We start from the raw sequence: 24,556 nt of genomic DNA, 5'->3' as shown, positions 1-24,556 counted from the left end.
AGGGCCCGTAGGCACCAAGAAAATAATTAGGAGTTATTATGACCCAGCCAGTAGTGCCAGAGAATTTCAATGCTTGGCTATATTGCATTACGGTAGAGTGCGGCATCGAACTAACACCAGAATTTGTTGATGAGCGCATCAATGCACTGCAGGACAACAAGAACTACCACACCCGTAATTTTATTCTCTTATACGGGCAAGAACACCACCAGAAAGTACTCAGCTGGTTTAAACAAGTACGTGAAGAAATATGACCCCGGAGACAACTAAAAACCACCAAAACCAATGGACACAATAGCCTCGACTGGCATTATGTGACTCCAGATTAATAGTTTTATAAGGAAACCCAAACACCCTACCCATCGATGCGGATAATTTAAGAAAGATTTACATCTAGCTATTACTCCAACCTAAAACAACCATAGCGACCTCAACTCAATTGCCTTTACAAGTAACAAGAAGCCGTTAATAACATCCAGAAATTGATACCAGAGATCACAGTTACTCAAACTAAAGATCTGAAACGGAAATTACGAAAATGAAACCCCTGATACCAAGTAGGGTTTTACGACTTGCTGCCCACAAAGCGCGGCCATTTAATCAAAAAATATAAAATAAAGAGTCGCATCTAGAGATTGCCATTAGCCGACAAAAACACAGCATTACAAATAGCACTTTTTTCTAACAGTTAGGTCCGCCATTCATTTATCATGGCTTCAATGCGATTCATTTAGTGCATTAACATTTAGAAAACAACTTCTAAGCATAAAAATAAGGAACAAAAATGCCACTAATGACCTTAATCCCTGAGGGGCAAACACCGGGTAGAAGAACACGTCTGTTAGCTGAAGCGATGGGGAATGCTAAACCCGCTTTCATGAACGGCACTCTGACAGGACCAGAGCTTTCCCTTTATACAAAACTAAGCAGTTTGCAATGCTGGGACGCTGCGCTCTACTGTGCCTGGAGCGCCAAGGGTGTAAACTGCCCTAGTGTAACCATGGACAACAAAAACTATAATGTTACTGGTAACAATAACTACAATAGAATTTTTGGAGCCACCCCCAGAGCCCGATCAGTTAATACTCTGCACGATTTGATGACCTTGCCGGAGGGCTGCTTCGTTGGTTTTCTATCAAATTTAGGAGTTATGAGACATGTAATGATTCATACCTCAAATGGTCATGGAGCAGGCAATAAAAGTGACTGTGTTTTTACTGATGGAAATACAGGCGGTTGGGAGCTACTAGATATGGCTCATTTTTTTGGTAAAGATAGTAATCATAACGGCAATTCCCATACAACCATGATATATATGCCGGTAACGGGGCAAGTAATTTAACTTTTCTCAAGAGTGACGTATAGCCTATTGAGCTATTCTGCTCTTGACTGCATCAGTTCAGATTTGATCTGACAGTTACCGGTTTTCAAAAGGTCTTCTGTCAGGTCAACCCTGAACGATCAACTACAGAATTAGATACTATCTGACAAGTTTCCAGCTCATAAAGTGAACCCTACCTTACTCTCACCGGGCTTTAAGGTGTAGCTTTGAGTTCCCCTGCCATTATTGACATTCAATGTGTTCACTTGGTCCCGCTCTATCTCCATCAGCATTGATTGTTTAACGTTCAATTTTTTACTGGAAATATCTACCATAGGCACTTCCTGATATATCCAAATGTCATGAACGTCGGCTTCCATACCTACCCAATTAAGCTTCACCACCTCACCATTTTCCTGGCTAATCTGAAATCTTGAATTGACATAGCTCTCCATCTGTCTTTGTGCTTCATTCAACTCTTTACTGGCACTTATTGATAAGGCCTTTTCAATGTCAGCAACAAAAAAACGATGGGAAACCTCCAGCGTTTGAGTACGCCCGTTTACGGAGAGGTTGGTCAAACCAAAATGATAGCGATGTGCATTTGCCTGGAATGAAAATACCGAGGTTGTGACTATCACTAAAAAGGAAAGTAAAACTTTCATCAAATACTACCACTACACAATGAATGTTTCAGATGGATATTTTTAGTAAAAAGGACAAAAGTGCAGCCTCCAGGCCGACCGCCTGCGTGCTGCACTTTTTCCAAGACCTAATCTTCCTCTTTAAGCTCCTCATCCCAATCTTTCATCAAGTTACGCTGCTTTTCATCCTTAAATAGTTCCAGGCGTGACTTGATAATTCGACGTGGATAGAAGTTGTTCTCCACATTGACATCCGCTGTTTCCCAATGGGGATCGAGCACTACAGACTTAAGCACCTTGCTCTTATCCCTCACCAGCATTTTGGAGGTCTTCTTGGCATTGCGAGTCCAGATTTCAGCGGGGATACGCAAATCCTCAACACTCCCATCTTCATATTCCAGCCGCAGGAACAGTGGCATCACCAAGCCACCAATATTGCTAAAGTCCAGCACGTAGACATTACTCTCAACCTTGAGCATGTCTTTTTCCCAGTCCTCTAGATTTTCTAGTTTACTTTGGTAGCTATTGCGATCCGCATTAGAAACGTCAAACTCATCGTGAGTATTATAGAAGTCTTCCAACTCCGGCTTAGCATCGACGATTCGAGTCAACTTTTTCGCGCGATTTTCAATAACAGTGATAGTCTCGGGTTCCCGTTTATGCTGGGCGCGCTTCCAAGGCCCTTCCACTCCAGGATTTTGTGTACCAACGGTGTAATGATGTACGGCATCAAGGCTGATATCGACATTATCAGTGGTGTAGAACCATCCGCGCCAGAACCAATCCAGGTCCATACCTGATGCATCTTCCATAGTGCGGAAAAAGTCCGCAGGCATAGGGCGTTTGAACTTCCAACGCTGGGCATATTCCCGGAAAGCAAAATCGAACAACTCACGCCCCATAATGGATTCACGCAGGATATTCAGTGCAGCTGCAGGCTTACCGTAGGCATTGTTACCAAGCTGAAGCACAGATTCCGAGTTCGTCATAATCGGAACCTGGTTTTCACTCTTCATATACTCGACAATTTTTCGTGCATCGCCACGGCGGGATGGATACTTCTCTTCCCATTCCTGTTCAGCCAAGAACTGTACGAAGGTATTCAGGCCCTCATCCATCCAGGTCCACTGACGCTCATCAGAGTTGATGATCATAGGGTAATAATTGTGCCCCACCTCATGAATGATCACAGAGATAAGCCCATACTTGGTGCGGCGAGAGTAAGTACGCTTGCTGCGGTCCTCCTCATCAATTTCAGGGCGCGGACCATTGAAGGTGATCATGGGGTATTCCATTCCCCCCACAGGGCCATTGACGGAAATAGAGACCGGATAGGGATAGTCAAAACTGTAGCGGTTATAGATATCTATTGTATGAATAATGGACTCTGTTGAGTACTTGTCCCACAGTGGAGTGCCCTCTTCCGGGTAGAAGGACATAGCCATCGTATCGGTTCCACCCTTCTTGTAACCCTGTGCGTCCCACAGGAATTTACGTGACGAAGCCCAAGAAAAGTCACGTACATTCTCAGCTTCAAATACCCAGGTTTTACGCTTATTTGAACGACTTTTTTCGTTCTCCAGCGCTTCATTCTTAGTGACAATCATCACAGGCTTACTGGCTACTCGAGCCTTTCGCAAGCGCTCACGCTGCTTGGAGGTCAATACATCCTTGGGATTTTGAAGAACACCGGTTGCAGCAACGATATGATCTGCTGGCACTTCAATAGCAACGCGATAATCCCCAAACTCCAGCGCAAATTCGCCGCGTCCCAGGAACTGCTTGTTTTGCCACCCGCTAACATCGTTATATGCAGCCATACGAGGGAACCATTGGGCTATCTCGTATAAGTAGTTATCGTCGCGCTCAAAATATTCATAACCGGAACGCCCACCCAGTGCTTTCTGCTCAATAACCTTGTAAGCCCAGTCAATCTGGAAACTCACGCTGGAACCTGAGGCCAGAGGCTGGGGCAAGTCAATTCGCATGCCGGTATCGACAATAGTATGGCGAAGCTCCCTACCCCGAGTGTCAGCCACTTTAGTAATCTGGTATCCGCCTGGGAATTCACCGGATACTACTGCACGACGAAAACTCTTAAATGGAATGGTGTCCGGTTCAATAGCTTCCATATCAACCGGCGTCGCCAAATTACCAGAGGAATTTGGCTTGAAGCGATTTTGATCCAGTTGCACCCACAAGTAACGCAGGGTGTCCGGCGAATTATTGGTGTAAGTGATGGTCTCTGAAGCAGTGATCAGTTGCTTATCATCATCCAATGAAACCTTGATATCGTAGTCCGCCTGCTGCTGCCAATAGGCATGACCAGGGGCTCCCGACGCTGTTCGGTAACTATTCGGTGTCGGCAGCAGTTCCTCCAGCTGGCGGAACTTATCACCGGTTACATTTAGGGGATCTGCGGCAAAGCTGCCCGAGGTTCCGGACATAGCAAGCCATGCCACAGTTAAGCGGCCGAGTAATTTTATATTCATTGGTTTACTTCAGAGATTTACGTCAGATTAAAACTTTACGGAATACGGTCGGACCGAATTTATGCAAAAATTTCTAATAAGCCAGGCCAGATTTGAATACCTGGCCATATAGCTATTTGGATTCGTAAAACACTTTTGTTTCGGTACCCTGGTTATCCGCCAGGGCAGCGATCCAGGAGCTCTCCATTGCATCCCAGTCCAGACGCGCTTGGTTAATCGCCTCTACCCGGCTTTCCAATGTGTCATCCAGCTCTAAAACTGTAAGCACTTTGCCAGCCTTATTAAATCCAAATACACCTTGCTCGGTAATAAATACCCCCTTGATTCTCTCAGCGTCAGTGCCACTGAATAGTGAAAAGACCGCATCATAATCAAATATAAATTCAGGGCTAAAACGCCAGCCACAGCTGTAGTATCCCTCTCCGCTATTCTCTGAGCGGAGATAGCCACACTCCGGCAATAGCTCAATCTCATCCGCCGCCTGAGTTACTGGGTGGTGGTGGTCACTCCCTGACGAGACCTGAAAACTGCAGGGCAGTTGGAGCCAATCCAATTCGATACGCCCCTGCTCCACCACTTGCAGCGGTTTTTCAGCGCCCTCACCTAAGAACGAGAGAAATCGCTGAAGGTTTTGCAAGTCTTCGGGGCCGTAGAGATCAGACTTATTAGCCACTACCAGATCAGCAACTTCTAATTGCTGCCGAAAAGTCTCACTACGTAAGTAGCGGTTATCTTCAATACAGCGAGCATCGACCAAAGTTAGCGTACCGCGAAGGTCCAACACACCGCCGCGCACTGCATCAGACAAAGCCGCCAGCACCTCTCTAGGGTGCCCCAGGCCCGTCGGCTCAATTATTAATCGATGGGGCCTGGCCTTAGCCAGTAACTGGTTTAAAGCAACCTGCATCGGCAAACCAGCAGCACAGCACATACAGCCGCCAGGTACCTCCCGAATATAAATATCGCCTTCCTGTTCTGGTTCAAAAAGTGCGCCATCAACGCCCACTTCTCCAAACTCATTGACCAGAACAGCCCAGCGCTCATTAGCGGGCTTACTTTCCAGGAGATGCCGGATAGCCGTTGTCTTGCCGACGCCCAAAAAACCAGTGATAACGTTGGCATGTACCCCGCGTATTAACTGACTAGCTGCCACTAAGCTGCATCCCGGCTGCACTCATCACAAACACAATCCAGCTCCAATTGGGATGTCTGGAGATGATATCCAGCACTTTCAACTGTATCGCGCAATGCATCAATGACTTCGGGCCTAATGCCAATTTCCCGCACTTTGCTGCAGCGATTGCAGATTAAAAACTGTGGGGTCTGGTGGCTGTGGTCACAGGCAATATGAGCACAGGCCAGGTACTTGTTTTCTGAATTGAGTTTGTGAACCAGGTTCTCTGCTGCCAGAAAGTCCAGCATTCTATAGACTGACATGGCGGGAATTGAGTCGCCAAAGTCACCATTGTAATGCTCCGCTATTTCATAGGCAGAGAGCGGAGTTTTTGACCGCAACAACACGGTAAGAACGTTCTTACGCTTTTCAGTCAGGCGGGCACCTGAACTGCGACAGGTTTGTTCCGCCACACTCAGGGTCTGTTTGATTTGGGATGCTTTCATAGCCTATTTCATTTGCAATTTGTTGTCTTTACCAGTGAGCAGTTCAGCCCCCTGACGACCGGAGCTGATCCATTGCACTGCAATCCCATGAATACCGGGAAACCTCTCAAACAGGGTAACAATGACACTGTTGAACTCTGCCAGATTATCACACTTGAATTGGTAACTAGCACGGAAACCACTGCGCACCGAGTTGTCACTGGTAACTTCTGCGCTATATGGCGCTTTAACTTCCACACTTAAGGGTTTGCACTGGGCACCGACAAACTCAAGAAAATGATCTGGCTTGGATAGCTCGTGAGCAACCTGCTCTAACCGCTGCTTTTGAACATCGCTACGTGGCGCATGCTCAAATCCCACTAGATCGACTGTGGGTGACTCCAGCTCGACGATGATTTTGTCTGCTTCGGCCACCAGGTACATCATCGCCTTACCGTGAACATGACTTCCCATTTCCCCAGCGACTGGGCCGGCCCAAAACAACGCAACAAACAATGCTCCTGCAAGTTTCATGACCCTCACCTACTCGACTAAAGCATCCCGATAAATCAAGCGCAGGTTTACCCAGTGGGCAACAATCAATAAGCCTGCACCAAGAACACTGGCAACTAGCTCCCATACTCCCTCGATATATAGCGCACCAACCAACAGCAATGCCCCGGAGAAACCAACAATCATTACCGCGTAGCGCTGATGGCGCCGGCAAGAGGCTGGGAAGCTGGCCAAGGCCAGAATTACCACAGGTACAAGCAACAGCAAGTGGAGAAACTGGTCCTCTTGTAAAGCACCCAATATCCCCAAACCTCCCAATAGCGGTAACAAAGGAGTCAAAAGACAGTGCAGCAAGCAAAGCCCAGAAGCCAAAATTCCTAAAGTATCTCTCACAACAATCCTTTTAATCTACGAGAACCCAAGACAACCACATACACTTCAATCAACTTAATGATATGTTATATCATAAATTTAATATTTCAAGTCAACACGAGCTATGCAACAGGGGATTCATGGAATGCCAAAAATCGGTGAACAAGAACTGCTGGGGATGCCTGCATCAGACTATATGAACGAAAAGCAATTACTCTTCTTCAAACAGCTTCTGATGGAATTGAGAAATGACCTGCTAGCCGAGCTTGCACACGGGCAACAGGCTATTGCTACCACGAAACTTGCCTTAGCTGATGACCTGGACCGGGCGACCGCAGAGCAAGAGAACCAGCAACATCTGCGCTTTACCGGTCGAAAGAACCTGCTGTTGAGAAAGATCCAGCGGGCTCTGGAGAAAATAAAAGATGGCAGCTACGGTTACTGCGAAATCAGCGGTGACCCTATCGGGCTGCAGCGACTATTGATAAGACCCACCGCAGAGCTTTCCTTTGAAGAGAAAGCTCGCCAGGAAATACTGGAGCGTAACTACAGTAAGCGAAGATAAGGGTCACCTTCTAAGAGACCACTAATATTTCTTTCATACAGCCCGATAGTTAAGCATTGTACCAAGGTGGGACAATCCACTGACCAAAGTGCCAGTCGCGGGGTACAAACCTTCCGTAGCCTTGCCCCAATCGGTCTGGCTTATTATTGGTAGGGTTCATTGCCCAGCCCTCTGCCAGAGTGACATTGACACCATTTATTCTGCACATTGCTATAAGCTCTCTGAAAGCCTGCAAAGTTTGAATGACCACTTCACTGCGAGCAGGAGTAAATGCAATAAGGGGTAAATCTATGTCATTCACATATGGGCGTGCGGCTTCATCACTGTGCCATAGCACATTTCTTCTCGGGAATGGCCCCCACTGCCCAGCTCCAGCTCTCGGGCTGCGGATACCACCGATAGTGGAATTGAGTGTCTGGCTTACTTCATAAATCCGATTAGTTATATTACCCAGCTTGGTGCCTTGCCTTTGGGTAGTGAAATTTCTCTCTAATTGGGTTTCGATATGCTGACGCTGCGACCAAGCTTGAGCAGTGCCGAGAATACGGCGATCATCTCCATATCGATCAAACTTCTTTGCGCCCCGCTTAAATGGCCAGATAGCAAACAGATCATAATCTCCAGTAATTGCATTAAGGGGGTGCTCATTACGAAAATGACGATGCTCCACGGGGTTGGTCATTGCCAGTAGCGGCTCATACATATCCTTGTACTTAGTGTCATACTGAACAACAATGTTGCCACGCTCCTGAATAAAGCCTGACTGCCTACTTTTTTCCTTATCGACATAGACACCCCACATGTCTCCCAAGCATGTGTTAACCCTGATAAGAGAGTAATGAAAAGTAATGCCACTGAGGTGGCTGGCTACACCTTCGTAACGATCTTGAGTTTTTCTTGTAACATTGATCTTTCCTGATTGAATAAGCCAATCAACCCGTTCCTGATGTAATCGAAGAGGTGTTGTTGATGCAGTCCAACCTGCACCAGACTGTAGATCAGTAAAGGCTTCTCGATGTTGATCACGGTTATAGGCCGCTTTTCTCATCCCGTGTTTATTTAACCGGGGGTCTCGTAATACAAAGCCTGCCATCGGCCCCCAATCACATGACTTCCCATGAATCCTAAAGCCCTTTGTGTCATATCCCTGCTCAAGTAATTGGGTACATGTTGGCCCTGTTGCGCGAACGATGATAACGCAACGGTGAGATGCTGCGGTGGTTTTAAATGCGTCTGCATGAGAAGCCGGGCAGCCTATAAGGTTTTGACGCAATGCAGCATTGTTAAATATAAGGTCCATGTATTAACTTCCTGTTTCGGGGCAGCCTACATATAAATTTCGATTAGCTAAATAAATGCTATTTATAGAAATTTATTACGATGAATGTAAAACTACTAAATCTATATTTTGTGCCTCTAAAAATAAGCACTAGTCCAATTACTATTATCAAACACGCCAAGGTAGAGATCTTGCCCATCGCCCTGACTTATTTATAGGTCTGTATCTGTGAACACAAACTGAATTAGTCTTTTGAATCCAATTAATAAAGCCAAATTCTTAGGAAGCTTGGCTTGAAAAATGCCCTACCCCAAATTCATACGCAAAGGAAAGGCTACCAAAATACCAAAGTCCGTGGATCGTATCACCTAAAGCATCCAAAGGATTTCCAGTTTGCTCTAAAACTTAAGCCTACACGCAGTTCGAACCCCAGCCTTTAGGTTTTGGACATATTTTTTTAGATTTTGGCCTTTTGAATTGAGAAGGGTCGGTTTAAACAACTGAAGCATCAGTACTAGACATATATGATATCCTGTAGATGAATATATTCTTGATAGATATAGTATTTACCAGATTAGAGAAGGGTGGCCACATCAGATCACGAATTATAACCTAAAGAAAAAAGACCCCTAGCTAGCCTCCGAGATCTTTTCCTAAAGGAGCGCAATTAATCTACCTATCTGAGTCAGAACAGAGCCTGTTATACACAAGAGGAATCGTTGGACTTTACGACATTAAACACACCCGGACCCACCAAAATTTGAACACTAAGAAAATTGATATTTATCAGACTATATCAATTACATTGCCGACTACCTGTCACCGTCTAAAGTTCCAGATTCTGTTTTATCTCTATTGCTGAGTACTTGTTGCTTTACACATCTAACTGACACCCAAAGTATAGCGATGGCTCCAATAAATGTAGTGGCTGCCATTGACAACTCTAGAGCAATCAACGTTAAAGAAATGACACTTATCGATAACAGCTTTAAATTTTTGATATGAAATTGAAGATAATCTTGCCTTAGAAGATCTTCAATTAAAAACAATATGAGAACCGCCAAACCAAAAGCAATTACTATAAATTCAAAGCTTCCTGTCGACACCCCTCGATAAAACGATATATAACATGACAAGCCAGTGACTGGGATAGCTGCAACACTTTGCATTGTATAATAGTCTGCGGAAGCCAGCCTCCAGAAGGTTGACCACTGACTACTTTCATCTTGTTCAAGCATGGTTAGTTTAATCACCAAATATGGGACTGCAAGCAGCCCTCCGACAAAGAGAATAACAAAAAATATTCCCATAAAAATATCTAGCCAGCAAATTCAATTTCGATAGTTGATCTACAAAATAATACGCTGCGACTGAGTCTTCCTGCTGATAAGCAGAAAAACTAACCGCTTCTTCTCACCCGATTCAAATCATCACAAACCATCTCCATACCATCCAGCACCCGAAAAGTATGTCGCTGGATGATATCCGGTGGTACATGAAACAGGTTTCCCTCTTTAACTGCATTAATTCTTGGGTATGCTTCCCAGGCATCCAACCAATCTGGCCGCTCTTCTCCCATGCCGCTGGCGATAATTACTCTCGGGTCTCTATCGAGTACAGACTCAATACTAATCTTCGGTGCTAATACCAATGCATCGGCAAATATATTACGGCCGCCACAAGTTTGAATAACATCGCTAATCAGGTGGTCGCCATTAAGTGTTTGCAGTGGCTCATTCCAAACCTGATAAAAAACACTGACTAAATCCAGGTCCTTATGGCTAAGCTGTATTTGATTCAGTCGCTCAAGCCACTCTCCGGCAGATTTATCTGCATAGTCACTTGTACCTGCAAGTTTACCGAAGCGCTTTACATTCACAGCGATATCTTCAAGAGTGTGAGATTCAGATACGAAAACTGTAAAACCGAGATCCTCCAGTTTATTAATCATCTGATCGCCATTTCCCGATCCCCAGGCAACAATCAAGTCAGGATTTAGCAATAGTAAACTTTCATAGTTTACCGCTTTATAGTTACCTATCTCCGGTAATTGCTTGGCTTGCTCGGGGTAGTCACTGTAGCTTACCGCAGCAATTAGCTTATCCCCTGCCCCGGCACTGTAAAAGTTCTCCACGATATTTGGCGCTAGCGCAACAATACGCTCTGCTGGTGCAGGCAGTTCAACCCATTGGCCACGGGCATCTTTTACCCGCACGGAATCATCCGCCCAAGTATTACTCACCAATAACAGGTTCAAGGTTAAAACAACACGGACAATACTGCTTCGAGACATCTCTTTAACTCGACTATAACTAAGGAGCTTCTAAACAGCTCCGTAACTCACATTGGCAACCACTGCCACCCATAAAATCAATATCGACAACTCACTTATCTCGACCAAACCGCCCAAACAATCGCCGGTATAACCACCAATAGCCTTATCCCACAGGCGACGCCAGAATAAAACCAGGGCAATCAAACTACAGACGATGCCTATGGCAATGGGTATTGGCGCCGCTAAACATCCAATAGCAACTACGATTGCAACTACCGGCAATAGGTCCCATCGGTGTTCGGAGCCAGAGGGCGGTACATGGCCTTCACCACGTGCGTATTGTGAAATTCCCATTAAAGCCAGGGCCGCAGCCCTGGCTAGCATAGGTGAGAGCACCAACGGCAGATAGACCCAAGCATCTTTTGTTACCGGGTTTATTAGCTCTAGCAGGGCTGCAATTGCAGCGAACTTTATCAGTAGGAAAACAACAACAGCCGCTACCGCAATAGAGCCGCAGCGGGGATCGTGCATTACCCTCAAAATATGCTGACGTTGTTCTTCAGGATCGGCACACTTATGTCCAGCAAAGTAGGCATCAGTACAGTCAGCAAGGCCGTCGAGGTGTAGTGCACCTGTCAGGACCACCCAGAAACCCAATAGTATTGCGGCTTGCAACTGAGTACCTAAAGGAGCCAAAAGGTAGGCGGCCCCGGATAACAGTACACCAATCACCACTCCAACCAGGGGTAAAAATATATCGACCGCTTCACCGTTTCCTTGTCCACCTCCCGCAGCAATCCCGCCACCGGCAGCCGGGTAAGAAACACCAGCGCATACAGAAATGCTTGGGATAGGTTGTACAACTTACGGGCAATAAACATAAGCTGACTGCTCTGGGTAGGAAACGGTAAAGGTCTTATTGTCCGAGTCGTATCTCAGCGATGCGGCAAACCCGTAATTAACTTGCAGTGAAATCATTTTCACTGGAAGCCAGTTATTCGCATATGCGAGCAACAACTTGATAACGCCACCGTGAGTAATGAGCAGCAGGGACTCTCCCGAGTATTGCTGGGCTAGATTATCAATAGCTTGAAGAACTCTGGATCGAAATACGGGAAAGGGCTCACCTCCCGGCGGTGCGTGCTTTTCCGGGTCACGCCCCCAGGCTTCACACAGTGCTCGTTGCTCAGTCCAGATCTTATCGACTGACTGCCCCTCCCAGTCCCCGAAACCAATTTCCCGGATATCAGGAACTTCAGTTATCGGCAGTTTTTTCTCTCGGGCAAGCTGGGCAGCAAAGCGTTGGCAACGTTGTAAGGGTGAAGTAACAATCCGGTCCCAGGAGCCATCGAGTTCGGCAAGCCCTCGCAACATCTGCTCCCTACCCTCACTGGTTAGGGGCACATCGATCTGGCCGCGAAAAATATTTCCACCTTCGCAGGCACCGTGTCGTAAAAGATCAATCCGCAACTGGCACTCCTGCCTCACTGAACGTGAACATTTTGTTATGCAGGTTCAGCGCTTGCTTGATAATACTGATGGCCAACACTGCACCTGTGCCTTCGCCAAGGCGCATATTGAAGCTCAGCAATGGCTTCACCCCCAGGCACTCGAAGGCTAGTTTGTGACCAGACTCGTCAGAGAGATGGGCGTAGAGCAACCAGGGTTTCACTGACGGATTAATAGCACCGGCAATAGCTGCCGCAGCAGTCGCCATAAAACCATCAACTAATACAGGGACACCTCGCTGGGCACTGGCGACAAACGCTCCTGTTAAGGCTGCAATCTCAAAGCCACCAAAAGTTTGCAAAATAACAAGTGGCGAGCCCAGCGCTGCCCGATGCTGCTCCAAGGCAAATTCGATCAGTTCCACCTTGCGGGCGAGCACTGCATCGTCGATACCTGTTCCTCGCCCTGTAATGTTGCCAACCTCTAGCTCAAAAAGGGCAGCAAACATGGCAGCGGCGGAAGTGGTATTGCCAATACCCATATCACCACCAATAAAACAATCTGCATCGGTAGACTGACGGCGACCGGCATCAAGAGCAAGAGCCAGCTGCGCTTGGGTCATAGCTGGGTTACCTTGGGAGAAGTCCGCAGTAGAGGGAGCTATAACTTCATCAATCAGGTCCGGGTGTTCAGCGGGGGCCACACAACCCAGATTAATTGCGGCAAAGTCAGCATTCTGTTCGCGGCTCAATACATTGATAGCCGCCCCACCCTCGCAGAATAGTTTCAGCATTACAGAAGTGACTGCCTGAGGAAATCGGGAAGTTCCCTGGGCTGCAATACCGTGATCAGCACCGAATACCCGCACCGACAAATTATTCAGTAGGGGTTGCTCCCTCCCTGGAATCCGGCGAAATCTACGGCAATACTCTCGAGCCGACCGAGTGCGCCTTGCGGCTTAATCAATTGCTTCTGGCGGGCAATCGCAGCATTGCGAGCACTCTGGTCAGGGATTGGTGCAGGCTTATCGAGCCAACTGAGTTCATCTGTCATCATTATCAGTTTCAGGTAATTTTACTTTACAGTGAGCGGCAAACCAGCAATTGCCAAGGTGACGCTATCAGCTCGCTCGGCTAATGCCTGATGAAGCCAACCTGCCGCATCCACAAATTCCCGCGATAACTGCCCAAGGGGCACAATACCCGAACCGACTTCATTACTGACAAAAATCCAAGGTGGGGTATTACCGTTAGCGAGAGTACGCCTCTGATCGATACATTGCAGAAGCGCCCCTTGCTCACGTTCCAAAACGCCCTGATGAAGACAGTTGCTCAACCACAAAGTGAGGCAGTCCACCAGTACACAGTGGGACTCAGGAGCTGTAACCAGAGCCTCTGCCAGTGCAATAGGTTCTTCCAAGGTCTGCCAGCGATGATCCCGGTCTTCCCGATGTCGAGCAATACGGGTAGACATTTCTTGATCGCCCGCGGTAGCCGTTGCCAGGTAGGTAAGTCCACCATCGCTACTGCTGCTTAGCCACTGCTCCGCTCGCTGTTGCGCGAGCCGGCTTTTTCCACTGCGTGCGCCTCCTAGTACCAGATGCACACCAATGGAACTAGACATCGGCAATCACCAGGGATTTACCGGTTACCGGGTGTGGCATCACCGTGACACTGTAGCCGTAAAGCTGCTGCATATTCTCCGCAGTCAATACATCCTCTGGATTTCCGTAGGCCATACTGCGCCCCTGCTTTAAGGCGAGGATTCTGTCGCTATAGCCGCTGGCATGGGCCAGATCATGGACCGTCATTACCACAGCTACGCCACTTCGCGCGAAGTCTCTTACCGCTCTCATCATTCCATATTGGTGTGCAATATCCAGGCTGGCAGCGGGCTCATCTAATAAGAGGAGCCGCTTTCCCCCATCCTCTGCCCGCCAGACCTGGGCCATCACCCGAGCCAGTTGCAAGCGCTGCTGCTCGCCGCCGGATAATGTTGGGTACAGGCGCCCAGACAAATGACTGACATCCAGCGCTGCCATGGCTTCCAGGCAGATTTCTCGGTCCCGGTCAGTGCCAGTGGAATGCGGAGTTCGACTGAGGGCGACCAGTTCCAGCCCGGTAAAGGCAAATGTCAGTGGGTTATTTTGCGGCAGGACGGCAACTTGCCTGGCTCGATTGCGGGCGGACAACTTTGCAAAAGGACTGCCTTTAAAGTGGACCTGCCCGGAATCCATCCTGACTTCGCCGCACAGGGCACGCAGCAGAGTCGACTTACCCGCGCCATTGGGGCCAATCACACAAACTAGCTCGCCGACATCTACCTCCAGGTTGATATCTTGCAACAGCGGCCGATTATCGACACTAACCGCAACTCCCTCCACCTGTAGCAGAGCCATTAAATTGCCCCCCTGCTTTTACGCAACAAGGAAACAAAAAAAGGCACCCCAATCAGTGCGGTAATCAGCCCTACCGGGATCTCCACCGGGGCAATAATGGTTCGTGCCAGGGTATCGGAAACTAGTAATAAACTGGCTCCAGCCAGGGCAGAAAGCGGCAACAGTTGCCGGTGATCAGGTCCTACCCACAAACGCACTATATGGGGCACTACCAGCCCCACAAAAGCTATACTGCCGGCTACAGCAACCGAAGTGCCCACTCCAGCCGCAACAAGCACTATCAAACGGGTTTTTACCCGCTCCACATCAATACCGAGGTGCCGTGCCTGGGATTCTCCCAATAAAAGAACATTTAGTGAGGTGCCGAAGCGGGACATACTGGCAAGCAAAACGCCCAGCACGGCCAAAACCAGAAAAGCGCGAGGATAGCTCGCTGCATCCAGCCCCCCCATTAGCCACAGGCTCATACGGCGCAGTGTGTCATTATCAGCAAAGTACTCCATTAGCCCGATCAGGCTTGCGGAAAAAGCGGTAACGGCAATCCCCATTAGCAACATGGTGGCCACGGAAGTGCCATTAATACTTTTCGCCACTTTGTAGACCAGTGTCACCGCTAAAAGGCCGCTGAAAAAAGCAGCTATGGATACAACGGGCAAACTCCCAAACGCAGCGGCAACCTCCGCTCCTAGCAGGATGGCCAAACAAGCACCGAGAGAAGCCCCTGCGGTAACACCAATCAGGGATGGGTCAGCTAGAGGGTTTCGAAATAAGCCTTGCAACATTGCCCCGCAGATGGCGAGCACAGCACCCACTCCAGCGGCCAACAGCGCCCTTGGCAATCGTATTACCTGAACAATATCCCCAGCGAGTCCACCATCGCCCTGACCACTGATCGCGGCAATTAGTTGTGAGGGTGAGAGATACACTGCACCTATAGCAACGGCAGCAGAAAAACTCAGGGCAAGTGCTGCAGGCAGTAACCACCAGGCAATATTTAATGCTTTGATACGGGCAACAGTCACTGGGTATCCTCTTGCAGCACTGCCGTCTCCCTAGCTCCCTCAAATTGCTCGAGCCAGTTTCCCTGGATATTCTCGGCAATAGTCTCAGCCAGCCTGTCCAATTGTTGCTGCCGCTGTTCACCCACATCCAGCGGCGTAGAGTCTTTCAACCCACCCCAGGCAAAAAGTGCGCTCAGCGCTTCGGGTGAATCGAACAGCCCATGCACGTAGGTCGCGAATATCTGTCCATCAGCACTTATTGCACCATCAGGCCTGGAATTTCCGTCTTTATCACAGATATATACCGCTGGAGTTTGCAGAGCTACACCTTCTGTTATACCACAGTGGATTTCGTAGCCCTGAACAGGAGTAGCTTCTTTTACTTCATTTTCCAAAGCTAAAAAGCCGGTAATATTTTTCAGTGCTTTGACTGGTTGCAATCGAGTTGTGAAATCCAGATAACCCAAGCCCGGTTCGTTGCCCGGGGTATCCTCTACCCCATCCGGGTCCTGTACCTCGCTCCCCAGCATTTGCAAACCACCGCAAATACCCACTAGTTTGCCGCCATAGCGCAGATGCCGATCCAACTGTGCAGGCCAATCGTTTTCTTTTAAGTAAGCCAAGTCTGCCCGCACATTTTTACTGCCGGGAAGAATAATCCAGTCGCACTGTGGGACTGGTTCACGGACACTGACAAATTGCAGATCGATATCCGGATGCAACCTCAGCGCATCAAAATCTGTATGATTGCTTATGCGCGGCAATAACGGCACTACCACTTTCAATCGAGCATCAGCACCGCTCTGTTGGGTGCTAATGGCATCCTCCGCGTCAAGGTAGAGGTCATGGAGATAAGGTAAGACTCCGAGAACTGGCTTGCCCGTATACTCCTCTAACCAGTCGAGCCCCGGCTGAAGTAATTGCAGATCGCCACGAAAGCGGTTGATCACAAAACCAACGACACGCTCTCGCTCTGAGGAAGACAGCAATTCGAGGGTGCCTACCAAGTGGGCGAACACGCCTCCGCGATCGATATCGGCAATCAGTACAACCGGGCAATCAACGGCCTCGGCAAAGCCCATATTGGCAATATCGTTTTCCCGCAGGTTAATTTCTGCCGGGCTGCCAGCCCCTTCAACTAACACCAACTCATATTGATCATCGAGCCGTGCGAAGGAGTCCAGCACTGCATTTTGCGCGGTAGCTTTGTAGTGGTGGTAATCCAGCGCCTGCATATTCCCCAGCACTTTACCCTGGATAATAACCTGAGCCCCGGTATCTGAAGCGGGCTTAAGTAACACCGGGTTCATATCGCTGTGGGGGTCGATCCCACAGGCCTGGGCCTGCAACGCTTGTGCCCGCCCTATCTCACCACCATCCACCGTAACAGCACTATTGAGTGCCATATTTTGCGGTTTAAAAGGTGCGACACTGACTCCGCGCTGGGAAAAATAACGAGCGAGCCCGGCCACCAAAGTACTCTTGCCGGCATCGGAAGTCGTGCCCTGAACCATCAACACGGACATAGTGAAAACAACCTAGTAATCTACGCCTTTGCGGGCTTTGATGCCCGCTTTAAAAGCATGCTTAACATCTTTCACTTCAGATACCGTATCCACTAGCTCCTGTAGCGCACTACCACCACCTCGACCAGTCACCACCAAACTCTGTTCCTGTGGCCGCTGGGCTAGAGTCTCCAATACTTTGGACTCATCCAGGTATTTGTAAGCGAGCATATAAGTGAGTTCGTCCAACACCACTAAGTCATAGGTGGTATCGGTGAGCATTTTTTCTGCCTCTGCCCAGGTTCTCTCTGCAGCAGCAATATCGCTGGTGCGATCCTGAGTATTCCAGGTAAAGCCGGTGCCCATTTGATAGAGAGTAACTTCCGGGCAATGGTTTTTAAGGAAAAGCTCTTCCCCAGATTGCTGTGCGCCTTTAATAAATTGCACCACACCCACTTTCTGCCCGTAACCCAGTGCGCGTATCACCATGCCGAAAGCTGAGCTCGACTTCCCTTTGCCATTTCCGGTGAGCAGGACAGCAACTCCACGCTGGATATCGGCTGCTGCAATGTTGGCATCAACCTTCTCCTTGTGTTTTTGCATTGCCTGCTTGTGCTTGGAATTTCGTTTCTGCTCGTCTTCCGACATGGCCACCTCAGTTCAAGAACCTATAAAAGAAAGTGCTTTAGAAGCTGAATTCCACACCAGCATAACCGGCGAGGCCCGCAGTGTTATAGCCAGTGACTTCCACATAATCTTCGTCGGTAAGGTTTTCACCGCGAACAAATACCGTCGTGGCGTTGTTCAGCTGATAACGGACACTGGCATCCAGCACTTGATAATCATCCAGCGAAGAGCCATCGCTATCTACCACATCCGCACTGGAACGCAGGTTCATAACAAGGCTCAAGTCACTAGTAGGCTTATAAGTGAAGCCGAGATTCGCCAAGTGCTTGGGACTGCGGGCTCGGGGAGAATCATCGGCTTCTTCAGCATCGGTGTAGGTGTAATTGGCAGAGAGCAATAGACTGTCAGTCAATTGCGCTTCGACAACAAACTCAGCGCCTTGGGACACGCTTTCTCCACTGCTTTGCAGGTAACCTGTGTAGTCGACCATATCGAATCCGATTTCATTCTCAATGACCTGTTTAAACAGTACGAACTCCAGGTAGAGAGAGTTTTCACCAAAGTATTCAACACCAAGATCCAGGCCTCGGCTCTCTTCCGGCTTAAGAGACGGCAACTCTAATGGAGTAAAAGTTAACCAGTCGAATGCGGTAGCGTTGTAGTCAACTTCATATAAGCTCGGGGCACGGAAGCCAGTGCCGTAACTACTTTTTATTTTTACCGTACCGTTGGCAACATCCTCAAATAAATAGGCTGAGCTGGCGCGGAAGCTGTTGTAGCTGCCAAAATCAGAGTTATTGTCATGGCGAAGGCCAAGGGTGATATAAGCCTGATCGGCATAGCTTCCCTGATATTCGGAATAAACTGCCCACTGATCCCGATCCAGGTCTCCCGAAGTATCTTCACGGTGCTCTACCCCGTAGACCATTCCATGTTCGCGACTAAACCCGTAGGAACCGGTGAAGTTCAACTTTTCGATATCACCTTCCGCTTCATAAAAGGGCACGCCTTCACTGATATAGGTACGCTGCAAATCAGAACGTGTATAAGCCAACTCCTGCTGACCATCTTCGCCTTTATGAGCTAAGCTGACACGAACACTTTCCTGGCTGAAATCAAAGTTACAATCATCCTGAGAGGGCCAGCCGCAGCGATCATACTCACCTGAAGCATCGGTATCCCGCGCCACAGCCTCAAGTCGCCACTGCTCAGAAATATTCCAACCTACACGGCCATGCAAGGTTTCATTATCGTAACCGTCGTCATCTCTCAATTCCGTGTCATAACTACTGGTATTAAAACCATCGGTTTCTGCCGCCGCTGCAGAAACAAAATAATCCAGTGCTTCATTGGCTCCGCTAGCGCTGGCATTGTAGCGTTCAGTATCGAAGCTACCGCCCTCAGCTGACACCTCAAAGCGCTGCCCTTCTCCCTCGCGACGAGTCGAGATATCCAGTACACCACCGGCATCGGCTCCGTAGAGCATACCTTGTGGACCGCGTAATAATTCCACGCGCTGCAAGTTGCTGCTCATAATATGTTCAATATGAGCCCCTGCCTGGGTACCGGTTGGGTCAGAAATGTCGATACCGTCTATCTGGACCAAGGTTCTGAAACCGGACTCTCCACGTACCCTTAAGGAGGTTGTCTTGCCCATACCCCCTGTATTGGTAACAGACACGGAAGGCACACTGCGCAAAACATCGGCAAGGGACACCAATCCCCGCTCTTTTAGCTGCTCTTCATCCAATACAGTTACTGAAGTAGCTACCTGGCGCAGCGGCTCGCCCTGACGGGAGCTCACAACAACCACGGTTTCCAGGTCTGGAATTGAAGATTCGGTAACAGTGGATTCAGCAAAAGACGGCGCGCTCACGGCTGACAGTACAGCCAGGCTCAATATAGATTTTTTCAAGTTTCAACCCCTAAGACAAAAGCACATGGGATCGAGGGAGGAATAGCAATGCGGCACGCCGAAGCGCGAAAGATCGTATTGCAAGATGGTAGCCCTCCGCTCCATCGTGTTTAGAAAAGAGGCCGGTATCGGGCTTACCACTCAGAATACAGGTGGATCACCGTTGCGGGGGCAGCGCCGGATTTCCGGACTTCCCGTTTAACCTTCTCAGCCAATTCAGGGCAGAAGGCACCTCTAATCGTGATCGCGAAACTAGTGGAAAGGTACCGGAAAGTCAACAGAAGCCAAAAAAGATTAACTTTCACGTCATAAGTCATTAGACACCTTGCTCTGGAGCCATTCGAGGGGGGCAGTTCCTCCAATTTTAGATACATCAACTTATTCGAGTTATTTAACCATTAGCGAGATTTTTTTGAGATAACACTCAATAATAATTAACCCACGAAGAAAGGAGGATATAGACAAAAATATGAGAGGTTTTTCTTTGCAAGCACGATTATTACTCAGGGTGATCACAAATTTTATCCGCTGCCTAAGCGAATACTTTCAAGCATGATCGTTAAATAACCATTATTCAGCACTCAAACTCGTACCTATCAGCCCCTTTCCTACAAAAATATAAAAATCACGTCAGCCTAAGTTCAGAGCTCGGCTAAACCAGGTAACTATTTTAGCAAATAGATTAATAAAAGTACCCCTGAGTATATTAACTCGCGAGTCAGACGTACTTTCCCTGCTTGAAACACTAACCATACCTGCTCCTATCCTGGCAGCATTCTACGAACAAGAGGCCATCAGCTACAGGCAAAATATATTAATAAGCAATTAAATACAGCTTTAAAAAGGAGCAATTAATAAGCCACTCCCTATAATTATTATCAAATACTGCAATCCAATCCGAGAAACATTTATCGGTACATTGGCGAAACAATGAAAACATCGAAGATGCATTTTATTTATGGAGATTACAGCCACCTCCATTATGAGTAATTACATTTTTGTCAACTATTCCAGTGAGAACATGATATAGAGCCAAAGCACGAAAGATTGCATTGCAAGATGGTAGCACTCCATTCCATTATATTTAAAAAAGGAGGCCGGTATTAGGCTTAACACTCAAAATACTGAGTGGATCACTATTGCTTGGTCAGCGACGGATTTCCGGACACCCCGTTTAACCTTCTTAGCCAATTCAGGGCATAAGGCACCTCTAATCGTGATCACGAAATTGGCAGAAAGGTACCAGAAGGTCAAACAACACTAATCAAATGAGGAGATACAACTGGGAAAAGTTATTATTAAAGCGCCATAATTCAATTTTTAATAGGGGCCTCAAAATAATTCTACAGTATATTGTAGGTATTGATGGTCGCAGACATTAGGCGCAGCATGCAACGAATGCCATCAGGGTCACAGTGGAGCAACTGCGGTCTTCAAGGCTTCCCTATGGGACTTTCGAGGCATCACAAAATTGTCCACCCCCTAGATATTCATGTGGAAGTACTGAACCACCTGGTTATTAGAGCCTATCACTCCCAGTACTTGATCATAGTCCCTACCCAGATTGCCACTTAAAACTACCCGGAGTATTGACCTTAAAGGAATTCAAAAAGTATTACCTGAGGTGACAAGTATCAGACAAGATAATTACACCCACTAATTCTCAATATCTATATAGGACAACCGACACTAAACATCTCCATATAAATATTAAAAATCAACACCAGTACTTCCCGGACAAACCTAACCTCATAGACCAAGGGAAACACCCAAAGACTTATAAAAAAATATAATTACAATAATCTCAAAACTCCAAAAAAATATTTGAAAAAAACAACCACACAAAGCAGAATTGTTACTGCAATAACAGCCGTCCACTTTAACCACAAAACTGCATTGAAGACTCTAAAAAAACCATTTCAGGATACCTAAAAAACAAGGATAAACTAAACCCACTCATACCCTATTATATGGAAGAAATCATCAATGAATATCAAATTTTCTAAGTCTTTGACTGCGCCCATCTACTTAATGGTAAGCACTTCAGCCGTTATACTTTCCCCTCAATCACTTGCCGTTGAATGTTTTGATACTATTAATTCACCTACCACTCTTACAGAAAATTTACTATGTGAGTTAACGCCAGAAAACCCTTACGCTTTAACCATTACCGGCCCCTCAGGAAACCTGTATATGTCAGGTGATGGCGGAATCACATGCATCGGCGAAGCTGGAGAAACTGGACAATTTGGTATAATGGTTGAGGGTACCTCTCGTCAAGTTATCGGTGGGAGCGTAGAGAATTGTCCAGGGGGCATTCTGGTAGCCGGCTCCGGCTTACACTCAATTCTTCACACACAAATCACTAATTTTCTCCTCGATGACGGAATCAGAGCAGAGAGTAATAACAATCTAATACAGGGCAATATTATTACTAGTAATGGGGTGGATGGTGATGATGGCATAGATGCCAGTGGCGACTTCACTACAGTAACACAAAATATAATTAATGGGGCAGGTGACGAAGGCATCGAAATTAATGGCGCCTCAGCCTCTATCATCCAAAATTATACTGCAGGCAGTGACGATGACGGAATTGATCTAAACAGATCAGGAGCAACCATATCATTCAATATTTCTGAAAACAATGATGGTGGCGGAATCGTCATTAATGGAAACAACTCTTATATATCCCAAAACATTGCCTCCAATAATGGTGATGATGGTATTGAGATCTCCGACAGCGGCTCTAGCAACACAATCCTCCAAAACACAGTCCAATATAATGGTGACCAGGGAATATATATAGAGCAGTCAGGAAGTGTCGACAATGTAATTCGAGGCAATATATCTACAGATAATGTTGGTTTCGACTTGCTGGACCCATTTGCCGATCCCACCTGCACTAATTTAAATAATACTTGGAGCTCCAATACAGCCAATACTTCCGACCCTGACTGTCTTCGATTTCTCTAGCGTATCAAATAACTGTACTTGTAGATAAGTCCTACATTTACAGCGTGGGCGATCGATCATGGGGGTAGGCAGTGGAAAAAAGAAATTTAATAGCCGTGGATTGGCAACTTCCAGAGTTATGTATATTAGACAAGCCTACCCCCTAAATATAGGTACATTCAAATCCAAAAGAGCGATAATGAACCGAATAAAACCGATAACAATAATCACCCTAAATCTACTGGCATTGAATAAAATACACAACCGTGCAATATAGTTGTAACACTAACCACATGTTCCGGATCATTCGATATGGAGAACAAACTCCTACCATCTCCCAAACACCAACCTGACAAGTCCGTCGTGGGGCTACCATGGCGGCATGACTTGTAACCAAGGTCGTCAGGTCCGTAGAGGAGGCAAGTGCTTAACAAACATATACTCTTTAAGAGAGAAACATCTCTACTAAAGCCACCAGCCGAACATTATCCACCCCAAATGACCAGGATAAATAGTGCAAGGTTAGAGGGAATTATAGTCATACGATTACCCAGGATTACCCAATTTTTCTGGGAGGGACCTAAACAATACCACATTGCGAAATTGGGCTTTTGACGAATATACCAAACTAAAGAAATTAGGACCAGCTTCGAAATCGTGAAATGAAATTTCACTTTCTTTAGGCAGTGGATAGTCGCCTCCAGCTTCGAGAATCCCAAAGCCCAACTGAGCTGCAGAATATATCCACCCTCTTCAGGTGTGGCCGCACTCCAAATATAACTGCGTATCCATCATTAACGGAACCTTCGCACTACTCAATTCACGATAAAATACCACCTCAAAGGCAACTCAAACTAAGCTATTGACATTGCTCTAGATCACTAATGTTGACATTCCGCAATAACCTACAAACATTCTTTATTCATCCAAAATTATATTAAAACCACCATAGATCAATCTTTTACCATCAAATGACATAGGGCTTAGCCGTGAAGTCACCCTTGGGTCATCTATGATCACCCCAGTATCTCGAACATGTTTGGATAACCAAGCAACCCAGGAGAGCACTACAACTTCATTCTCTGCACATTTTATAGGCACCTGAAATGATGATCATTTCACCATCCAATACATTACCCCCTCAGAGCTCAACAATTTTTAACGCCCCTTACTCTTTAAACACCCCAGCAGCAATTATTGCATACTCAATATATTCTTCTTTGTTTGCTGTAGGCACTCCTCCTGCAAACCAATCCGTATACGACACTGCAAATGCCTGCTGATAACCACTTCAGACAAAGTACTTGCCACTAATATTAGTTACCTGCAGTCTTCAAATGATAAAATTAATACTGTATATTTTGGCCTAGAATGCCAACATTCAGTCATTTAACTCTACTCAAGCTAGACGTAGCACGAAAAACATAAAGATATATTCTTTCTTTGAGTTATTTTCCAAATTTTACTTGACTCCCACCAAGTTAAGTCAAGAAAGTCACATTAATGTTCCCCATTAGTTCGAGGCTACAAAAACTATATTCTCGTCAAATATAACTTACTTGAACCTATAACATCACAACGATTTGATTGCTTTTGATACAAAATCAGACTCGAAAGGATAGTCAAATTTCGAATTGCTTTTTAGG

The 24,556-nt window shown here is 46.9% G+C and carries 23 protein-coding genes, 1 pseudogene and 1 riboswitch; of the genes and pseudogenes, 4 read left to right on the top strand and 20 right to left on the bottom strand.

The features are described from left to right. The first annotated feature begins 38 nt into the window (after positions 1-38). Positions 39-254: a hypothetical protein gene (locus QT397_14120; protein WNZ58426.1), complete on the top strand. Its 216-nt coding sequence runs from the start codon at positions 39-41 to the stop codon at positions 252-254. Between the two features lie 530 nt (positions 255-784). Continuing rightward, complete coding sequence (locus QT397_14115; GenBank protein WNZ58425.1) at positions 785-1,342, top strand: hypothetical protein; 558 nt, start codon at positions 785-787, stop codon at positions 1,340-1,342. 158 nt (positions 1,343-1,500) lie between these two features. Here the strand turns inward: QT397_14115 and QT397_14110 are convergent, their stop codons facing one another. From QT397_14110 to QT397_14085, 6 genes are all read right to left on the bottom strand, one after another. Continuing rightward, positions 1,501-1,986 (bottom strand): hypothetical protein, encoded by a 486-nt coding sequence (locus QT397_14110; protein ID WNZ58424.1) that lies wholly within the window; start codon positions 1,984-1,986, stop codon positions 1,501-1,503. A gap of 107 nt (positions 1,987-2,093) precedes the next feature. Then, the gene (locus QT397_14105; protein WNZ58423.1) at positions 2,094-4,457 is read right to left on the bottom strand and encodes a M1 family metallopeptidase; all 2,364 of its coding nucleotides are present in this window, start codon (positions 4,455-4,457) and stop codon (positions 2,094-2,096) included. Between the two features lie 112 nt (positions 4,458-4,569). Beyond that, positions 4,570-5,610 (bottom strand): GTP-binding protein, encoded by a 1,041-nt coding sequence (locus QT397_14100; GenBank protein WNZ58422.1) that lies wholly within the window; start codon positions 5,608-5,610, stop codon positions 4,570-4,572. After that, entirely contained in the window at positions 5,610-6,077 is a 468-nt protein-coding gene (locus QT397_14095) for a transcriptional repressor (protein ID WNZ58421.1), read from the bottom strand. The genes QT397_14100 and QT397_14095 overlap by 1 nt, the downstream gene beginning before the upstream one ends. Before the next feature lie 3 nt (positions 6,078-6,080). Next, positions 6,081-6,590 (bottom strand): DUF2796 domain-containing protein, encoded by a 510-nt coding sequence (locus QT397_14090; GenBank protein WNZ58420.1) that lies wholly within the window; start codon positions 6,588-6,590, stop codon positions 6,081-6,083. Positions 6,591-6,599: 9 nt separating this feature from the next. Further along, positions 6,600-6,962, bottom strand: coding sequence for a MerC family mercury resistance protein (locus QT397_14085; GenBank protein WNZ58419.1), 363 nt, complete (start codon positions 6,960-6,962; stop codon positions 6,600-6,602). Between the two features lie 124 nt (positions 6,963-7,086). Between QT397_14085 and QT397_14080 the strand changes: the two genes are divergently transcribed. Continuing rightward, the gene (locus QT397_14080) at positions 7,087-7,506 is read left to right on the top strand and encodes a TraR/DksA C4-type zinc finger protein (GenBank protein WNZ58418.1); all 420 of its coding nucleotides are present in this window, start codon (positions 7,087-7,089) and stop codon (positions 7,504-7,506) included. A gap of 49 nt (positions 7,507-7,555) precedes the next feature. Here QT397_14080 and QT397_14075 read toward each other — a convergent pair whose 3' ends face one another. From QT397_14075 to QT397_14015, 13 genes and pseudogenes are all read right to left on the bottom strand, one after another. Further along, positions 7,556-8,806 (bottom strand): anthrax toxin-like adenylyl cyclase domain-containing protein, encoded by a 1,251-nt coding sequence (locus QT397_14075; protein ID WNZ58417.1) that lies wholly within the window; start codon positions 8,804-8,806, stop codon positions 7,556-7,558. Positions 8,807-9,597: 791 nt separating this feature from the next. Next, positions 9,598-10,095, bottom strand: coding sequence for a hypothetical protein (locus QT397_14070; GenBank protein ID WNZ58416.1), 498 nt, complete (start codon positions 10,093-10,095; stop codon positions 9,598-9,600). Between the two features lie 89 nt (positions 10,096-10,184). Beyond that, positions 10,185-11,078: a cobalamin-binding protein gene (locus QT397_14065; GenBank protein WNZ58415.1), complete on the bottom strand. Its 894-nt coding sequence runs from the start codon at positions 11,076-11,078 to the stop codon at positions 10,185-10,187. Positions 11,079-11,108: 30 nt separating this feature from the next. Continuing rightward, on the bottom strand, positions 11,109-11,792 hold the full coding sequence (locus QT397_14060; protein WNZ58414.1) for an adenosylcobinamide-GDP ribazoletransferase: 684 nt from the start codon (positions 11,790-11,792) through the stop codon (positions 11,109-11,111). After that, positions 11,789-11,941, bottom strand: a complete 153-nt coding sequence (locus tag QT397_14055) for a hypothetical protein (GenBank protein ID WNZ58413.1) — start codon at positions 11,939-11,941, stop codon at positions 11,789-11,791. The genes QT397_14060 and QT397_14055 overlap by 4 nt, the downstream gene beginning before the upstream one ends. Then, positions 11,925-12,530, bottom strand: a complete 606-nt coding sequence (gene cobC / locus QT397_14050; GenBank protein ID WNZ58412.1) for an alpha-ribazole phosphatase family protein — start codon at positions 12,528-12,530, stop codon at positions 11,925-11,927. Before cobC ends, QT397_14055 begins: the two co-directional genes overlap by 17 nt. Then, positions 12,520-13,562, bottom strand: a pseudogene (cobT, locus tag QT397_14045) (nicotinate-nucleotide--dimethylbenzimidazole phosphoribosyltransferase). Before cobT ends, cobC begins: the two are co-directional and overlap by 11 nt. A gap of 21 nt (positions 13,563-13,583) precedes the next feature. Further along, the gene (gene cobU / locus QT397_14040; GenBank protein ID WNZ58411.1) at positions 13,584-14,132 is read right to left on the bottom strand and encodes a bifunctional adenosylcobinamide kinase/adenosylcobinamide-phosphate guanylyltransferase; all 549 of its coding nucleotides are present in this window, start codon (positions 14,130-14,132) and stop codon (positions 13,584-13,586) included. Further along, on the bottom strand, positions 14,125-14,907 hold the full coding sequence (locus QT397_14035; GenBank protein ID WNZ58410.1) for a heme ABC transporter ATP-binding protein: 783 nt from the start codon (positions 14,905-14,907) through the stop codon (positions 14,125-14,127). The genes cobU and QT397_14035 overlap by 8 nt, the downstream gene beginning before the upstream one ends. Next, positions 14,907-15,929, bottom strand: a complete 1,023-nt coding sequence (locus tag QT397_14030; protein WNZ58409.1) for an iron ABC transporter permease — start codon at positions 15,927-15,929, stop codon at positions 14,907-14,909. The genes QT397_14035 and QT397_14030 overlap by 1 nt, the downstream gene beginning before the upstream one ends. Beyond that, entirely contained in the window at positions 15,926-17,434 is a 1,509-nt protein-coding gene (locus QT397_14025; GenBank protein ID WNZ58408.1) for a cobyric acid synthase, read from the bottom strand. The genes QT397_14030 and QT397_14025 overlap by 4 nt, the downstream gene beginning before the upstream one ends. A gap of 12 nt (positions 17,435-17,446) precedes the next feature. Further along, positions 17,447-18,061, bottom strand: coding sequence for a cob(I)yrinic acid a,c-diamide adenosyltransferase (cobO, locus tag QT397_14020; GenBank protein WNZ58407.1), 615 nt, complete (start codon positions 18,059-18,061; stop codon positions 17,447-17,449). A 37-nt stretch (positions 18,062-18,098) separates the two neighbouring features. After that, on the bottom strand, positions 18,099-19,955 hold the full coding sequence (locus QT397_14015) for a TonB-dependent receptor (GenBank protein WNZ58406.1): 1,857 nt from the start codon (positions 19,953-19,955) through the stop codon (positions 18,099-18,101). Between the two features lie 102 nt (positions 19,956-20,057). Beyond that, positions 20,058-20,206, bottom strand: a riboswitch (cobalamin riboswitch). Between the two features lie 1,735 nt (positions 20,207-21,941). Here QT397_14015 and QT397_14010 point away from each other — a divergent pair. Next, a complete protein-coding gene (locus QT397_14010) occupies positions 21,942-22,931 on the top strand; it encodes a right-handed parallel beta-helix repeat-containing protein (GenBank protein ID WNZ58405.1) in 990 nt (329 codons plus the stop codon). Positions 22,932-23,828: 897 nt separating this feature from the next. On the opposite strand, the gene QT397_14005 is transcribed toward QT397_14010, so the two are convergent. Then, on the bottom strand, positions 23,829-23,978 hold the full coding sequence (locus tag QT397_14005; GenBank protein ID WNZ58404.1) for a hypothetical protein: 150 nt from the start codon (positions 23,976-23,978) through the stop codon (positions 23,829-23,831). Between the last annotated feature and the right edge of the window lie 578 nt (positions 23,979-24,556).

It is taken from the genome of Microbulbifer sp. MKSA007 (genome assembly GCA_032615215.1).
Lineage (GTDB): Bacteria > Pseudomonadota > Gammaproteobacteria > Pseudomonadales > Cellvibrionaceae > Microbulbifer.
This window is presented reverse-complemented; position numbering and strand designations above follow the sequence as displayed.

Bases quoted from the DNA above. Each gene is read 5' to 3' on its own strand.
- QT397_14120 (WNZ58426.1), top strand. From the start codon at position 39: ATGACCCAGCCAGTAGTGCCAGAGAATTTCAATGCTTGGCTATATTGC.
- QT397_14115 (WNZ58425.1), top strand. From the start codon at position 785: ATGCCACTAATGACCTTAATCCCTGAGGGGCAAACACCGGGTAGAAGA.
- QT397_14110 (WNZ58424.1), bottom strand. From the start codon at position 1,986: ATGAAAGTTTTACTTTCCTTTTTAGTGATAGTCACAACCTCGGTATTT.
- QT397_14105 (WNZ58423.1), bottom strand. From the start codon at position 4,457: ATGAATATAAAATTACTCGGCCGCTTAACTGTGGCATGGCTTGCTATG.
- QT397_14095 (WNZ58421.1), bottom strand. From the start codon at position 6,077: ATGAAAGCATCCCAAATCAAACAGACCCTGAGTGTGGCGGAACAAACC.
- QT397_14090 (WNZ58420.1), bottom strand. From the start codon at position 6,590: ATGAAACTTGCAGGAGCATTGTTTGTTGCGTTGTTTTGGGCCGGCCCA.
- QT397_14080 (WNZ58418.1), top strand. From the start codon at position 7,087: ATGCCAAAAATCGGTGAACAAGAACTGCTGGGGATGCCTGCATCAGAC.
- QT397_14075 (WNZ58417.1), bottom strand. From the start codon at position 8,806: ATGGACCTTATATTTAACAATGCTGCATTGCGTCAAAACCTTATAGGC.
- QT397_14070 (WNZ58416.1), bottom strand. From the start codon at position 10,095: ATGGGAATATTTTTTGTTATTCTCTTTGTCGGAGGGCTGCTTGCAGTC.
- QT397_14065 (WNZ58415.1), bottom strand. From the start codon at position 11,078: ATGTCTCGAAGCAGTATTGTCCGTGTTGTTTTAACCTTGAACCTGTTA.
- QT397_14055 (WNZ58413.1), bottom strand. From the start codon at position 11,941: ATGTTTATTGCCCGTAAGTTGTACAACCTATCCCAAGCATTTCTGTAT.
- cobU (WNZ58411.1), bottom strand. From the start codon at position 14,132: ATGTCTAGTTCCATTGGTGTGCATCTGGTACTAGGAGGCGCACGCAGT.
- QT397_14035 (WNZ58410.1), bottom strand. From the start codon at position 14,907: ATGGCTCTGCTACAGGTGGAGGGAGTTGCGGTTAGTGTCGATAATCGG.
- QT397_14025 (WNZ58408.1), bottom strand. From the start codon at position 17,434: ATGTCCGTGTTGATGGTTCAGGGCACGACTTCCGATGCCGGCAAGAGT.
- cobO (WNZ58407.1), bottom strand. From the start codon at position 18,061: ATGTCGGAAGACGAGCAGAAACGAAATTCCAAGCACAAGCAGGCAATG.
- QT397_14010 (WNZ58405.1), top strand. From the start codon at position 21,942: ATGAATATCAAATTTTCTAAGTCTTTGACTGCGCCCATCTACTTAATG.